The organism is Synechococcus sp. W60.1 (genome assembly GCF_047461575.1).
Classification (GTDB): Bacteria; Cyanobacteriota; Cyanobacteriia; order Thermostichales; family Thermostichaceae; genus Thermostichus.
Window position 1 is genome coordinate 126,659 of sequence record NZ_JANSHL010000002.1, and the last position, 15,433, is coordinate 142,091.

Sequence of the window (15,433 nt, forward strand, 5' to 3'; positions counted from 1 at the left end):
TCCATTTCGAATGAGCCCGAGGAATGCTCCTCAACCCCTATTCTCGCAGCCAACGGGTGGTGCCATCTTTTTGATCGATGAGGGTGATGCCGAAGGCTTTCAACTGATCCCGAATGCGATCGGCTTCGGCAAAGTTTTTGGCCTTGCGGGCTGCCGAGCGCTGCGCGATCAGCTCCTCGATTTTTTTAAAGTTAAGTTCCCCATTTGTAGCTGCTTCTTTGGATCCCTCGAATTCAGAGAATGAGGGCCAACAGAATCCCAAAGTAGCCAAAATCTCCAGCAGAGCGGCGCTTTTTTGCCTCAGGGCCTGAGGCTCTAGGTGGGTTTGGCCTTGATGGGTGAGCAGGTTGTGTTCGCGGGTGAGTTCTTTGGCCAATTCAAAGGCGACAGCCAGCGCTCCAGGGGTGCCAAAATCATCGTCCATAGCAGCTTGAAAGGCTTGCATGGCCTCAGCATCAGGGGATCCCTTTTCTTCTTTGCAGAAGTGCTGGGCACAGTGGATCCCTTTCTGGAGGGTTTCCCAGCCACGGCTAGCCGCCTGCATGGCTGCCTCGGTGAGATCTATGGGGCTACGGTAGTGGGTCTGCAACAGAAACAGCCGCAAGGCCATGGGGTGATAGACGGCGAGGGCCTGTCGCAGGGTGGTGAAGTTGCCCAAAGATTTGGACATTTTCTCGCCGTTGATGTTGAGAAAACCGTTGTGCATCCAGTACTTGGCCATCGGCTTGCCAGTGATTGGCTCCGATTGGGCCAGCTCATTTTCGTGGTGGGGGAAAATCAAATCTGCCCCGCCGGCGTGAATGTCGATGTGATCTCCCAGGGTCTCCCGCACCATGGCGGAACATTCGATGTGCCAGCCCGGTCGCCCCCAACCCCAAGGGGAGGCAAACCCCGGCTCAGAAGGGGGGGCCGCTTTCCAAAGGGCAAAGTCGAAGGGATCCTGTTTCTCAGCTCCTTCTTCTCCTACCCGGCCACTGGCTCCCGCCTCCATCTCCTCCAGTTTTCGACCGGATAGCTGGCCGTAATCCGGGAACTTGCGGACAGAGTAGTAAACAGAGTACTGAACAGAGGCGGGGGTCTCTGGCTGGTGTCCCGCTTGCAGGAGGGAAGACTGGTCGGTCTGGTGTCGAATCGGATCCCGTACCCGGTAGGCAAAGCCTTTGAGCTCCAAAGATTGGATCAACTGGAACATGGCTTGCAGCGATTGCGTTGCCCTCGGGTAGAGATCGGCCCGCTTGATGTTCAGGCGATCCATGTCCTGGAAATATTCGGCGATGAAGCGCTCCGCCACCGCTTGCATGGATTCGCCACGTTCCAACGCCCGCTTGAGGATCTTGTCGTCCACATCGGTAAAATTCTGCACATACTTCACTCGGTAGCCGCGCCACTCCAAGTAGCGACGCACCATGTCCCAAACCACGTAGGTACGCGCATGGCCGAGGTGGCAGAGGTCGTAAACCGTTACACCACAGACATACATCCGCACCAGGGGCTTCTCCTCCGCAACTGGAGCTGCAGATCCCTGGGAATTGCCGACGGAAACGGATTGAGATCCACCTGCTGCCAGCGGCTGAAACACTTCCTTGCGGCGAGTCAATGTGTTATAGACAACCAAATCCATGGGTATCCCTAGTTTGTAGTTTCAGCTACAGCAAAACAGGCTTTGTCTTCCAAAAAAAGACGATGGCGCACTTTGTCTTGAATCGGATGAGGCTCGACAAAATCTCAACGGGCCAAGGGCTGGAACCATTGTGGGGCAAGCATTTTGGCTGAAATTATCTGCCAAGACTTGTCTAGATTTGTTAACTACGGTACTCTAACCTGAGTGCGAGCCAGCCTGTTCATTAGCGAGCTCCACCCCGGCTTGAGTCACCCCTGGGGTGCTCGGTGCCAAGGGGCTTGTGCCCCTCATTTTGACATCTTCTTCTCTTGCACTCTAGTGTCAGCCTGTTGGTGTGAGGATGCCTTTAAAACCCACTTTCCCCAATCCCCAAAACGGGGAGCTGGATTTCCGCGGTGCTGCCGTGAGCACCCTTTCCCCCCCACCCCCAAAGGGCTCGGCAGGGATCCCTTCAGAACAGTCCTGGACTTCTGCGGATTCATCTGCCGAGGAAGCCTATCTTCTGGAGTGGGCTCCAGCCCCTCTCTCTGGGCGGTCGAAGCCAAGATGGGTTGGTTTGGCCCTCTCTCTCAGCTTAACGGGCCTGGTATGGCTTCTGAAGCTGGAGGCGGATCCCTGCGCAGAAGCTGGGGAAGAGCAGCTGCCGGCCACCCCCAGGTGCCCAACCGAGCCTGAGACAGCCCATCCAGAGCCGGGGGATTCTGCTCCTGCGCGTTGGGGATATCCGGCTTGGGCCACTGGTCTTTTGCTGATGCTGGGCTTGGCCGGAGTCGCTACCCTACAGCAGCGACAGTTGAATCGCCCCCTGTCTCCGGCGGTAGAGCCGATCCCACCCTCTGTGCATACGCTATCTGGCGCTCTGCAGCAAAACTACGAGCGGAAAAAGGAGCAGCTGCGCCAAGCCTTCGCAGAAGGGCGAATCCCGACAGGAGAAGGGCCCAGAGGCATTCTGGAGCATGAAATTCAGCCGGGGGAAACCCTCTGGCAACTGACCCAGATGTATCAGCTCGACGCGGCTGCCATCACCGTCTCCAATGGTATTCAGGCCAGTACTGAGCTGAAGCCGGGGCAAGTTCTCCTCATCCCCAGCCAGCCGGGATTGATCTACACCGTCAAGCAGGGAGACACACTGGAGGACATTGCCAACCGCTACCGAGTTCCCCAGCAGCGGATTATCGAAGCGACTCCTCTGGATCGCCCGGAATATCTGCGCATTGGCCAACGCCTGCTCATCCCCGGCGATGTGGGCGAGTTGATCCAGCGTCAGAAGGAGATGATCGCTGCCCAGAAAGCTCGCGAAGAGGAAGAGCGCCGCCAGCAAGAGGAGGAAGCCCAACGCCAAGCCGAAGCCCAAGCTCGATTACAGGCGGAGCAGCAACGCCGGGCCCAGCAAATGGAACAAGAACGGCAGGCCCTCTTGGCCGGTGGATCCCTGACCCACACAGTTGGAGCCGGTGACACCATCGAACGGATCGCCGCCCGCTATGGGGTAACTCAGCGATCCATTATTCAAGCCAACAACTTGCGCAATCCCCACTGGCTGCGCATTGGCCAACGCCTTACGATTCCGGCGCCGGGTACGCAGCCCACCCCAGCTCCCGCCCGACAGGCTCCGCCAGCGCCCCCTCCAGCCCCTCCCCAGGTTCGCAGCAGTGGGTTTGTCTGGCCGGTCTCCGGGCAAATCACCTCTGGCTTTGGCTACCGTCGCGGTCGCCTTCATGCAGGGGTAGATATTCCTGGCCCCGTGGGATCCCCCATTGTAGCCGTTCAGGAGGGAGTGGTGATCTTCGCGGGGAGTGCTGGGGATGGCTACGGCAATCGAGTGGACATTCGCCATCCCAACGGAATTGTTACTCGCTATGCCCACGGCCATCAGATTTACGTTTCCACAGGCCAGTACGTGCAGCAGGGGCAGACAATCATGAGCCGCGGCAGCACTGGCTGGAGCACAGGGCCGCATCTGCACTTTGAAGTCCGCCCCGGCGGGGGCGCACCTGTGGATCCCCGGCCCTATCTGCCCTGATCCTGTCCCAAAGCGAGACTACACAGAACAGCCAGCCTGGCCATAAATTGCTAGCCTAAAGACAGCTAGCCTAAAGACAGCAAACTCCAGACCGTAGGAACACGCCGATGCAGTGGGTGAACGCGCTCTCCCAGCTCCCTTCCCTAGAAGCGGCTCTGCGGCAGGTGGTGGAGGAAGCCAAGGCCAAGCTTCAGGCGGCCCAGCTGAAAAGTGCCTTGAGTCGGCAGGTGCAGACGGTGGGATCCGGCAGCTTGCCGGGGCTGCTGACAGGGTATGTTCCCTCTCAGCCTCTGCGGCCCAACCTGGGGGTTTTGTTTGTGTCGGCGGCCTTTGCCAGCGAATACATCCGGGTGTTGCCATTGCTGTCGGGGCTGCTGGAGGTGGACGTTTTGATCGGCTGCTCCGGGGGTGGCATTGTGGGTGGCGGGCATGAAATTGAGGATGGCCCGGCTCTCTCCTTGTCTTTGGCGGTCATGCCGGAGGTGGTGCTGCATCCTTTTCATCTGCGGGGGAACCAATTGCCAGACTTGGATGCGGCTCCTTCTGCCTGGGTCGATTGTGTTGGGGTTTCGCCGCAGAGCAAGCCTCATTTTTTGCTCTTGGCCGATGGATTTTCCTCTGGCATCTCAGAGTTGCTGCAGGGGTTGGATTTCGCCTATCCGGGATCCGTCAAAGTGGGGGGATTGGCCAGTGGGGGCCGCGGCCCTCGGGGCAATGCTCTGTTTTTGCTGGATGCGCGTACCCTCACACCTCGGCGGGAGCTGTATCGAGAGGGCACAGTGGGGCTAGCGCTCTACGGCAATGTGGTGCTGGATGCAGTGGTGGCCCAGGGGTGTCGCCCCATTGGGGATCCCTTGCGGGTGACGGAAGCAGAGGGGAATGTGATTCTTGGCTTGGAGGGTCGCCCTCCTCTAGCGGTTTTGCAGGACTTGGCAGAGCGGCTCAGTCCCGTGGATCAGCGATTGGCCCGCCACTCTCTCTTCATCGGCCTGCTGATGGATGAGTTCAAGTCGGAGCCGACGCCGGGAGATTTCCTCATTCGCGTAATCTTGGGCGTTGATCCGCGCGTGGGGGCGCTGGCCATCGGGGATCAGGTGCGCCCTGGCCAGACGGTGCAATTTCATCTGCGGGATGCCCAGACTTCGGCAGAAGATCTGCGTTGGGCCCTCAGCCGCTATTGTGCCGAGCGCAACTTGAGGCAAAGCCCCTCTCAACCGAGGCCGGAGCCTTGTGGGGCGTTGATGTTCTCCTGTTTGGGGCGAGGCAAGGGCCTGTACGGCACTCCCGATTTTGACTCGCAACGGTTTCGGGAATTGCTTGGAGAGCTGCCCTTGGGGGGGTTCTTTTGCAATGGTGAGATCGGCCCCGTTGGGGGATCCACCTTTTTACACGGCTACACTTCCTGCTTCGGGATCTTCCGGCCCGCCCACTAGAGGGGGGATCCCTTGCCCTAAGAGCCGGCAAAATTAGATAAACTGAGGATCTGCTGTCAACAGCTTGGTCAAGGGTTTCTCATGCAGCTTCATCTTAGCGAGCCGCCACTCACTCAAGGGGAATGTGCCCTGGTCTATTGCTTTGCCGCTTCCGGCGGGAATGGCCGCTTTCCTCTGCCCCCTGAGATCGCCTCTTGGGATGAAAAGGCGTGGTCAGGGCTGGTGGCGGAAACCGTTCAGGAGCAGGGGTTTCAGGGGAAGCCGAATAGCAGTGTTGCCCTGCGCCTGACAGGAGAGATCCGCAAACTGGTGTTGGTGGGGCTAGGGGATCCCGCGGCCCTAACGCTAGAAGCCCTACGACGGGCCACAGCCAACGGCCTGCGCCAGGCTCACAGCTTAAAAGCCAAGCAGGTGATGCTGTCTTTGCCGGAGACGGGGTTGGATCGGGTGCGTGGGGTTCAGGCGGTGGCCGAAGCCTGCCTACTGGTGGCGCACCGGGACAATCGGTTTAAATCTTCAGCCAAAGGGGAAGAGGAAAACAGCTTTTCTGTGCAGGAAGTAACTCTTTTGGTGCCGGGGCTGGCCCAGGCCCGTTCTGACTACGAGGCCGCGCTGCGGCGGGCCATTGAGATGGCCGCAGGAACCATCTTGGCTCGGGAATTGGTGGCTGCCCCCGCCAACATTGTGACTCCTCTCGCCCTGGCCGATACCGCCCGCCAACTGGCCCAGGAATATGGTCTAGAGGTGGAGATTTTGGGACAGGAAGAATGCGAGGCTCTGGGGATGGGGGCTTTTTTGGGTGTGGCCAAAGCCTCTGACCTGCCGCCCCAGTTCATTCACCTCACCTACAAGCCGCCACAAGGGGATCCTGTTACCAAATTGGCCCTGGTGGGCAAGGGGCTGACCTTTGATTCCGGTGGGCTGAACATCAAAACCGACTCCCGCAGCATCGCCATGATGAAAACCGACATGGGGAGCAGCGGCAGTTTTGGGAGCTGCACGGGCCCTAGCCGCCCTCAAGCCGCAAGTGGAGCTGCACTTCATCGTCGCTGCCACGGAAAACATGATCAGCGGCCATGCCATCCACCCAGGGGATATCCTCACCGCTTCTAACCAGAAGACCATTGAGGTCAACAACACCGATGCAGAAGGCCGCCTCACCTTGGCAGATGCCCTGGTGTTTGCGGAAAAGCTGGGCGTTGATGCCATCCTCGATCTGGCTACCCTGACCGGTGCTTGTGTGATTGCTCTGGGGGAAGAAATTGCCGGCTTGTTCACCCCAGATGAGACGCTGGCCCAGGAGCTACAGCAGGCTGCCAATCTTTCCGGCGAAAAAATCTGGCGCCTGCCGCTGGAGGAAGGCTACTTCGAGGGTCTCAGCTCCATTGTGGCCGACATGAAAAACACTGGTCCCCGCTCAGGGGGATCCATCACCGCTGCCCTGTTCCTGAAGCAGTTTGTGGAGAAAACCCCTTGGGCCCACCTGGATATAGCAGGCCCCGTTTGGACAGAGAAGGATGCAGGCTACAACAACAAAGGGGCCACCGGTTATGGGGTGCGCACCCTGGTGGAGTGGGTCTTGGCGCGGCAAGCCGCAGCAGCTTGCTCATAACCCCGCCTTTCTGGACGTTGGGCCTTGAAAAAGCATCTACTGAGGGAGGAGCCAAGGGCTGCTTGGCTGGAGCTGTCCGATCCCTAAAATAGGCTTAAAAAAGCGTCTAGGTATTGAGTAGCACTTTGCAAGGCTTCCCCTCAGCTAGAAATCGCAGGAGCCCCGCACTGTACCCGTAGGGTCAGTGCCGGGAGGAATGCGAGGTTACAATAGAACCATGACCCAAGTCCTGACCGTCTCCTGCAAGCTCAAGGTGTCCCAGTCGCAAGCCGCCAAATTGGACGCGACAATGGATGCCTTTGTGCAGGCGTTGAACTGGGTCAACCAAAACACACCAGAAAAAGTAGTCAACGCAGTCAAACTCCAATCCCTTTGCTATTACCAGATTCGCGCTCGGTTTGGCTTGTCCAGTAATCTGGCCCAGCAGGTCTGCAGACGGGTGGCAGGCGCTCGCAAAGTGGCGAGACAGCGCAACCGTCCAGTTAAAGAGTTCAAGCGTAGGTTCGTTACCTACGATGCACGTATCTTCTCGTTTCGCGAGAAAGACTGGACAGTGTCGCTTGCCACGGTTGATGGAAGAGAACGCTTTGAGCTAGCCATTGGCAACTACCAGAGGGGAATGCTGGCTGGCTCTAACCCCAAATCGGCCACCCTAGTCCAGCGGAAGGACGGCTCCTACTCCATCCAGATTTGTGTCGAGGCAGAGCCCCCCAAGCAACAGAACACCGACAAGGTGATTGGTGTTGACCTGGGACGGCGAGACATTGCACATACCTCCGAAGGAGACAACTGGAATGGACAGCAGCTGAACAAAGTCCGAGATCACTACTGTCGGTTAAGAGCGTCTCTTCAGCGCAAGGCCAGTAAGGGCACCCGCAGTTCGCGGCGCAGATGCAGAGAACTGTTGCAACGGCTGTCTGGCAAGGAGAGACGCTTTCAAACGTGGGTCAATCATCGCATCTCCAAAGCTATTGTCTCTAGGGCAAAGACCACAAACAGCGCTATTGCCCTGGAAGACCTGACAGGGATCCGGGAAAGAGTCAATCAACAGCCGCGCAGCAAAGCCGAGCGGCGCAGGGCCAACAGTTGGGCGTTCTACCAACTGAGGCAGTTTCTGGAATACAAGGCGAGGGCTGCAGGGGTTTCTCTGATTCTTGTGCCGCCTGCTTACACGTCGCAGACCTGTCACAAGTGTTTACACATCCATCCCGATCCTGCGCAATCCTACCGCAGTGGTAAGTCGTTCAAGTGTGGGCACTGTGGATGGGAAGGGGATGCGGATTTGAATGGTGCGAATGTGATTGCGCTCTTGGGGGCTGCCGTAAACCAGCCTAGAGGTTCGGGCCTGTTTTGTTCTCTGGTAGAGCAGAGCAGGCTCAGGGCTACTGAAAGCCCGCTCCGTACCGCTTAGCGGTCGGAGCTGGGTAGTTTACGAAGCATACTCGGTCCTGAGTGATCCTGTGAAGCGAAAAGCCTATGACTCCCAAAGGCTTTCCCAGACTTCGCCCACAAAAGGGAGCGGGTATGACCAAGACTTAAAAGCAGAACGCGGTTACAGCACACAAGATGGCAAACCTTGGCCCTTTGACTTCGACAAGATAAAGGAAGCTGCAGAAGAGATAGAACGTCGTAAGAAAAACATCGAGGCCAACCATAACCAAAGAGTAGAGCAAGTTAAGTCTGAGTTAAGGAGAAACTTGATCTCTATCGGAATAAAACAAGAGGAAGCTAAAATTGATCATACCTTTGCCACCAAAAGTGACACTATACTGGGTGCCCTCTCGCTTTTAGTCCTGAGCTTGTTCATTGGTGCCTTAAGTAGCTCAATCGGGCTTGTGCTCTTTCTAATCTCAGTTATTAGTCTTTTTATGGCCATTTTTGATAAAGGATATAGCAAGTCGCAAGTTGAGAGCGCTAAGAAGCTACAGGAAGAGGCAAAATCAGTAATAGCCCAGATAGAGAAAGATAGGAACTCGAAGCTTTCCCAGCTTGAGCTTCACTGTAGAAGTAGGATCGATCATTTTAAAGCTGTCCCTATCGAATCTATATCCCCATTTTATAAGTGGGCTGAGTGGGGAGGATCAGCTATTTTTGCTAACTGCAATGAAGGAAAAGGCAGATGCTAAAAGCCTAGAAGAAAACTTGAAGATAGCGGCTGGAGTTGCTGTGGGTATTGGCATACTAGCCGCCTTATTTGGGCTGGGAGGTGGATTTCACCCATTCTGAATATCAAGAAGAGGCAAAACACTGCTTCATCTCCTGCAGCACCTGGGCATCTTGAGAGGCCGTTCTCGCGCCCGCTTGAGCAGCCCAGCACTTAAGACTCTCGATTTGGTCGCGGGCAATCGAGGCCAAAGGCACGGTTTCGCGGATGGCCTGCAGGATATCCTCTTGGGTAAAGTCCCGCCGAGTGCTGCTGCCACTGCCCCCAAAGGCGTTGTACATGGCATCTACGATGGCTTGCTCGATCTCGGCCCCGCTGAAGTCCTGAGCTGTGGCTGCCAAGGCTTCCAGGTCGAACTCCCGCAGGCGGCTGGGGCGCAACCGCTGCAAATGCACCCGGAAGATCTCTTTGCGCTCAGCCTGGGTGGGCAGGTTCAAGAAGAAAATCTCGTCAAAGCGGCCCTTTCGCAAAAGCTCTGGCGGCAGCAGAGGCACGTTGTTGGCGGTGGCCACAATGAAAACAGGGCTGGTTTTCTCCTGCATCCAGGTAATCAGGCTGCCAAACACCCGGCGGCTGGTACCAGAATCTCCATCGGCGCTGCTGGTGATGTTGCCAAAGGCTTTGTCGATTTCGTCGATCCAAAGCACGCAGGGGGCCATCGCCTCTGCCAGTTGGATCATCTGCCGCACCCGGCTTTCCGACTCGCCGACGATGCCGGCAAACAGCCGCCCGGCATCCAATCTCAGCAGGGGCAGCCGCCACTCATTGGCGATGGTCTTGGCGGAGAGGGATTTGCCGGTGCCCTGGATCCCGACCAGCAGCACGCCTTTGGGGTTGGGCAGGCCATAGCGCCGCGCCTCTTCGGTAAAGGCTTCCTGGCGCACCCGCACCCAGGCCTTGAGATTATCTAGGCCCCCCACGCTTTTGAGGGTCTCGCGGGCGGTGAAAAACTCCAGGATGCCGGTTTGGCGGATGGCCTGCTTTTTTTCCTCTAGCACCAGGTCGATATCGGCTTCATTGACCTCCTGCTTGGCGGCCAAAGCGCGGGCCAAAACGCGGCGAATACGTTCTCGGCTCAGCCCTTGACAGGCTTTGACCAGTTGCTCGCGGGCCAGAGGGGTGAGCTTGAGTTTATCTGGGGCCACGTAGAGCTGGATGAGGCGGCTGATCTCTTCGCTATTGGGCAAGGGAATATCGACGACGGTGACCTCCTCTGCCAGGTCGCTGGGCACTTCCAGGGTGTGGCTGAGCAGGATCAGCATCTTGCGGGTGCGTTTTAGCTCGCGGCTGAGGTTTTTCAGCTCCCGGATGATGGGAGCGTTTTTGTCGCTGGTGGCGTTGCGCAACACAAAGTGCAGATCCCGCAGCACAAACAGGGTGTCCTCGTTGGGGGCAGAGCGCCACACCCGCCCCAGAGCTGCCATGATGGAGCCCCGATCCTCGCCTGTATCCTGCCAGCCCCGCACCAAGTCCCAGAACAACAATTGCCGCGGTGGGTCTGTCCGTCTGGCTACTTGGGTTAGCACGGCATCGGCAGGCTCTTCTTCTGGAGAGACCAAGTAAACCAGGGGGTAGCGGGCCCGGATCATCAAATCCAGCTCTGTCACCAGCCCTGCTTGCAGCTCCGCCGGGATCTCGACCAGGGCAGGATCCCTGCTGTCTGGATTTGTTTTTCTTGCGGCTTCTGTCATCGCCTCTGGAGTTTAGAACATCCTTACTTCATCTTCCTCTCACTTGTTCAGAAACCATTTGGATTGGAACAGCCAATAAGCAGCAAAATGCTCACGGTTGAGCTTCACGGTTGATCTTTAGGATAGGGCAGGGATCCCTTGCAGTTCGGCCAGCATGGTGCGGGCTGTCTGGGTGGGATCGGCAGCTTCCATCAAAGCCCGCACCACAGCTACACGGGTGGCCCCAGCTCGACGCACCTCGGGCAGGTTGTGGGGATCGATGCCGCCGATGGCAAACCAGGGCAGGTGGGCTTTCTCGGCAGCCAGGCGCACGTACTCCAGGCCGGCAGGGGGTTTCTCCGCTTTGGTGGGGGTGGGGTAAACGGGGCCGACGCCAATGTAGTCCACGTCGCTGTTCAGGGCTTGGGCCAGCTCTTCGGCGTTGGTGGTGGACAGGCCAATGAGCCGCTGGGATCCCAGCAGTTGTCGGGCTTCAGCCACCGGCAGATCCGTCTGGCCCAGGTGTACCCCATCTGCCTGGCTGACCAGAGCCAAGTCCACCCGGTCGTTGACGATCATCAGCGCCTGGTAGCGGTCGCACAGCTGCCGCAGCTGTTTGAGATCCCGCAGCATCTCGCCGTCGGGAAGGTTTTTGCGGCGATATTGCACCAGGGTCACCCCGCCCCGCAGGGATTTTTCCACCACCTCTAGCCAGTGGGGCACAGGGCTGGTCACCAAATAAAGATGGGCTGCCAGGAGACGCTGCCGCAGGGATCCGCCCAGCAGTTCACTTTCCAAGACGTAGAGCCGATAGCGCATGTCTTTGGCCAGCTTGGCCAGGCCAGGGGCCACCCAGTGGTGGGATTCGGCCAACTTGCCGTATTCTTCTAACACCCGCAGGGCTTCTTGCACACGGCTGCAATTGGCTTGCAAGAGGTGGCGGAGATCCCGCCGTTGCTCCTCTTGGGGGTGGGAGATCTGGGTGCCTGGATCGGCGGGGGTATCGCGGGCCAAACGCAGGGGATCGCTGTGCCAGCGGGCTAGGGCTTGGCGCATGGCCTTGCATTCGGCAGAGAGCTCTCCCTCTTCCAGGCCGAAACGAAACCATTCTTCCAATACCCGTAGTCCTTCACGAGCTCGATCGAGGTTGGCATCCAGAATACGGGCGACGGCCTGGGGTTTCATGTTCCCTATACGTGGGAAGAGAGTTGCTTAATTTTTACCAAAAAAATGCGCCTAAAGCCCCGTCCTACCCTTAGCCGGAAGCAAGTCAGTAGGGTGGAGAGTAGTCAATTCACTGTAAATCGGAATGGTTTCCCTGAGGCTGTCCTTGGCCCTGAGGAGAAAGAGGGTGATGCCATAAGGCGTTAAGAAAGGCTTGCTGCGGCGTGTGTCCCCAGGCGAAGGCCCGTGGGCCGGCCCCTTCCGGCAAGTAGGCCCAAGCATAGCGCTCGCAGGCGGGAAAGTAGCGGATCTCCCACCAAGTTCCCCCTACAGGCACATCTTTCACTGCCCGCAAGAAAGGGCCGCGATGGCGGGCGAGGCGCTCTTCTATAAAGTAGGGGCCTTCCAGCTGAAGGGCTTCTACCGCTGCAATAAGCTCGGCTCGTTGTCGCTCATTTCGGATCATCTCCCGGGTTCCCCTCTTGGATTGGCTCTATTCTATGAGGAGATTTCTGGTGAGCTGGGGGATCCCTCTTGATTCAGCCCAGATTGCGCCTACGGCAAGCTGTGGAAACCCAATGGAATCCAACGAATCCACCGCAGGTGCTGTGTCTGAGCAATGGACACGGGGAAGATGAGGTGGGCAGTCGCCTTGCTGTTGCCCTAGTCCAACTGGGGATCCCGGTGCAAGCCTTGCCGATTGTGGGAGAAGGGACAGCCTACCAACGCCAAGGGATCCCCCTGCTGCCCATTGCCCAGGTGATGCCGTCGGGGGGGTTTATTTATCAGGATTGGCGGCAGTTGTGGCGGGATTTGCGGGCCGGTTTGCTGGGGCTGACGGGGCGGCAATTGGCGTTGGTTCGGCGGGCAGCAGCCCAGAGGAACCTGGTGCTGGCCGTGGGGGATATTGTGCCCTTGCTGATGGCATGGTGGAGCGGGATCCCCTACGTCTTTGTGGGCACGGCCAAGTCGGACTATTACTGGCGAGATGAACGGGGGCCCTACCGACGCCCCTGGATCCCTTTTGGGCAGCCGATTTCCGATTACCTGCCCTGGGAGCGCTGGCTGATGGCCCACCGACGCTGCCTGGGTTCTTTTTTGCGGGATGAGCTGACGGCTACAGCTTTGCAAAAACGGGGCCTAAGGGCCTTTTACCTGGGCAACCCGATGATGGATGGCCTAGAGCCACGCGGGACATTGCCTTTGGATCCCCACCGACCGGCCTTGCTGCTCTTGCCCGGATCCCGTCCGCCGGAAGCCTATCGCAACTGGGCTCTGATGATGCAGGTGGTGGAGCGGCTCCCAAAGGAGCTGCAAGTCTATGCTGCCCTCAGCCCCAACCTGGAGCGAGACCCGCTTCAGGCTTGGATCCCATCTCAGCGCAGCGATGTGCTTCTGGTTTGGGGGGACTTCGGGGCCTGTGCCCAACGAGCAACAGTGGTGCTGGCCATGGCGGGAACGGCTACCGAGCAATGTGTGGGCTTGGGAAAACCGGTGGTGACCCTGCCGGGAGAGGGACCGCAGTTTACCCCGCGCTTTGCCGAAGCACAGACTCGTCTTTTGGGATCCGCCGTCCACCTGACCTCAGTGGAGCAGGCTCCCGCCGTGGTTGGCCGGATTCTGGAACGCCTGGCCGCCGATCCCAACTACGCGGCTGAGTTGCGGGCCCATGGACGCCGCCGCATGGGATCCCCAGGGGCCGCCCGGCGCATTGCCGCTCAACTTCGAGATTGGCTCAAGCCATCCGGCCCGGTTTTGGAACCGTTCGAGCCAGACACATTGTGAGCCAGACACATTGTGAAATATATTGTGAAATGGGGAGCAGGTTGTTAAAAGGCCCGACTTATTGCTGTTAAGTTTAGTTTTCCGTTTTTAAGTATTTGATGGCCTTGAACCTTCTTTTGGGGTTGGAGAGCAGTTGGTGGATCCCTTGCTATGGGTGGGCGGGAGCAGCTTTGGCCATTCCCTGGGCAACGGGGTGGGTCAAGCGCAGTGGCCCGCGTCCGGCAGCTTACCTCAACATCCTTCTGACTTTTGCCGCCTTTGCCCATGGCCTTTGGCTGTTGCGGCAGGTTTGGGGTCGGGATCCCCAGATCTTGAACTACCTCTGGTTTCGGGTGGCCGATTTGGATTTGACTCTGTCTTTGGAGATCTCGCCTCTGACAATGGGGGCCGTCGTCTGGATCAGCGGTTTGAGCCTGCTGGCCCAGATCTATGCGCTGGGGTATTTGGATAAGGACTGGGGCCTGGGTCGCTTTGCCGCTCTAATGGGCTTTTTCGAGGGGGGAATGACAGGGATCGCCCTCAGCGACTCGCTGTTTTTCAGCTATGCCCTGCTGGAGATGCTCACCCTTTCCACCTATTTGCTGGTGGGCTTTTGGTACGCCCAGCCTCTGGTGGTGACGGCGGCGCGGGATGCGTTTTTAACCAAGCGGGTAGGGGATCTGTTGCTGCTGATGGGGGTGGTGGCAATTTCCAACTTTTCTGGGGCCTTGACCTTTTCCGGCCTGCGGGACTGGGCGGCTACGACTAGCTTGGATCCGGCTTGGGCGGCTTTGATGGGGTTGGCTTTGATTGCAGGGCCTTTGGGGAAATGCGCCCAGTTTCCGCTGCACCTGTGGCTGGATGAGGCGATGGAAGCGCCCAACCCGGCTTCGATTTTGCGCAATTCGGCAGTGGTGGCCTGCGGGGCTTTTGTGCTGATTAAGCTGCAGCCGCTCTTGGCCCTATCGCCAGTTACAGATGGGGTCTTGGTGGTCATCGGCACGATCACAGCCCTGGGCGGATCCCTGGTGGCCTTGGCGCAAATCGATATCAAACGCACCTTCTCCTACTCCACGAGTGCCTACTTGGGGTTGGTGTTTGTGGCAGTGGGAATGCAGCAGCCGGAGCTGGCCCTGGAGTTGCTGCTCATGCACGGCTTGGCTAAGGCGCTGCTGTTTATGGGGGTGGGATCCCTCATCTACACCACCTCTACCCAAAACCTGACGGAATTGGGAGGGTTGCGCAGCCGTATGCCGGCCACAGTTGCCGCCTTTGCGGTGGGATCCCTGGGGATGGTGGCCCTGCTGCCGCTGGGGTGCTTTTGGACGCTGGCCTGCCTGGCGCTGGTGTACGGCGTTTTGCAGCCGGCCCTGGTGGGGGTGCTGCTGCTGGTGAATGGGCTGACGGCTCTCAACCTGGCGCGGGTGTTTGGCCTGGTCTTTTTGGGATCCCCTCAACCCAAAACCCGCCGGGCCCCTGAGGTGGGCTGGCTGATGGCTCTGCCCATGGGCATCCTGACGGTGCAAACCTTGCTCATGCCCTGGCTGTTGGGGCGCTGGGGGCTCTATCCCGACTGGAACCCGCAGCTGAGGTGGATGGCGGCTCTGCTGACGGCTGCTGGGCTGGTGGGGGCAGCCATTGGCGGCTGGCTGTACTGGGGGGACCAACGGAGGGTATATCTGCCCTGGCCGGAGTTGCAGGATCTGCTGGCCCACGACTTTTACACGGGGCACCTCTACCAAGCCCTGGTGGTGCAACCGGTCAGCGCCCTCTCCCGCGGATTGGAGTGGCTGGATCGCAACGGAGTGGACGGCTTGGTGAACGGGGTGAGCCTGGCCTTTTTCTTCAGCGGCGAAGCCCTCAAGTACACCCTGTCGGGGCGGATGCAACTCTATGTGCTGGTGATTGTCATCGGGATGGTGTTGGTTACAGCTTGGCTACTGCGTTCGCCCCATTTGGGGTTGGCCTATTGATGGGAGAGA

Annotated in this window: 10 protein-coding genes and 1 pseudogene; 7 read left to right on the forward strand and 4 right to left on the reverse strand. The window is 58.5% G+C overall.

Annotation, left to right across the window (positions count from 1 at the left end; all coding sequences use genetic code 11):
- Nucleotides 1-37: 37 nt before the first annotated feature.
- Nucleotides 38-1,621, reverse strand: a complete 1,584-nt coding sequence (gene cysS / locus NW805_RS02665; RefSeq protein WP_414421561.1) for a cysteine--tRNA ligase — start codon at nt 1,619-1,621, stop codon at nt 38-40.
- 340 nt (nt 1,622-1,961) lie between these two features.
- Between cysS and NW805_RS02670 the strand changes: the two genes are divergently transcribed.
- The 5 genes and pseudogenes from NW805_RS02670 (at nt 1,962) to NW805_RS02690 (ending at nt 8,815) form a co-directional block, all read left to right on the forward strand.
- Nucleotides 1,962-3,644 (forward strand): LysM peptidoglycan-binding domain-containing protein, encoded by a 1,683-nt coding sequence (locus NW805_RS02670; RefSeq protein ID WP_414421562.1) that lies wholly within the window; start codon nt 1,962-1,964, stop codon nt 3,642-3,644.
- 107 nt (nt 3,645-3,751) lie between these two features.
- On the forward strand, nt 3,752-5,077 hold the full coding sequence (locus NW805_RS02675) for an FIST N-terminal domain-containing protein (protein ID WP_011433416.1): 1,326 nt from the start codon (nt 3,752-3,754) through the stop codon (nt 5,075-5,077).
- Between the two features lie 81 nt (nt 5,078-5,158).
- Nucleotides 5,159-6,689 (forward strand): annotated as a pseudogene (locus NW805_RS02680) (leucyl aminopeptidase).
- A gap of 217 nt (nt 6,690-6,906) precedes the next feature.
- A complete protein-coding gene (locus NW805_RS02685) occupies nt 6,907-8,100 on the forward strand; it encodes an RNA-guided endonuclease InsQ/TnpB family protein (protein WP_414421563.1) in 1,194 nt (397 codons plus the stop codon).
- A 49-nt stretch (nt 8,101-8,149) separates the two neighbouring features.
- A complete protein-coding gene (locus NW805_RS02690; RefSeq protein WP_414421564.1) occupies nt 8,150-8,815 on the forward strand; it encodes a J domain-containing protein in 666 nt (221 codons plus the stop codon).
- A gap of 103 nt (nt 8,816-8,918) precedes the next feature.
- On the opposite strand, the gene NW805_RS02695 is transcribed toward NW805_RS02690, so the two are convergent.
- From NW805_RS02695 to NW805_RS02705, 3 genes are all read right to left on the reverse strand, one after another.
- Nucleotides 8,919-10,442, reverse strand: a complete 1,524-nt coding sequence (locus NW805_RS02695; protein WP_414421703.1) for an AAA family ATPase — start codon at nt 10,440-10,442, stop codon at nt 8,919-8,921.
- Between the two features lie 219 nt (nt 10,443-10,661).
- Nucleotides 10,662-11,708: a thiamine phosphate synthase gene (locus NW805_RS02700; RefSeq protein ID WP_414380844.1), complete on the reverse strand. Its 1,047-nt coding sequence runs from the start codon at nt 11,706-11,708 to the stop codon at nt 10,662-10,664.
- A 109-nt stretch (nt 11,709-11,817) separates the two neighbouring features.
- Nucleotides 11,818-12,153, reverse strand: coding sequence for a hypothetical protein (locus tag NW805_RS02705; protein ID WP_011433411.1), 336 nt, complete (start codon nt 12,151-12,153; stop codon nt 11,818-11,820).
- Nucleotides 12,154-12,221: 68 nt separating this feature from the next.
- Here NW805_RS02705 and NW805_RS02710 point away from each other — a divergent pair, with 68 nt between their 5' ends.
- Together NW805_RS02710 and NW805_RS02715 are read left to right on the forward strand one after the other, a co-directional pair.
- Nucleotides 12,222-13,472, forward strand: coding sequence for a lipid-A-disaccharide synthase-related protein (locus tag NW805_RS02710; RefSeq protein ID WP_414357667.1), 1,251 nt, complete (start codon nt 12,222-12,224; stop codon nt 13,470-13,472).
- A gap of 98 nt (nt 13,473-13,570) precedes the next feature.
- Nucleotides 13,571-15,424 carry an NAD(P)H-quinone oxidoreductase subunit F gene (locus NW805_RS02715; protein WP_414421565.1) on the forward strand — a complete coding sequence of 618 codons (1,854 nt, stop codon included), beginning with the start codon at nt 13,571-13,573 and terminating at the stop codon, nt 15,422-15,424.
- The last annotated feature ends 9 nt before the right edge of the window (nt 15,425-15,433 follow it).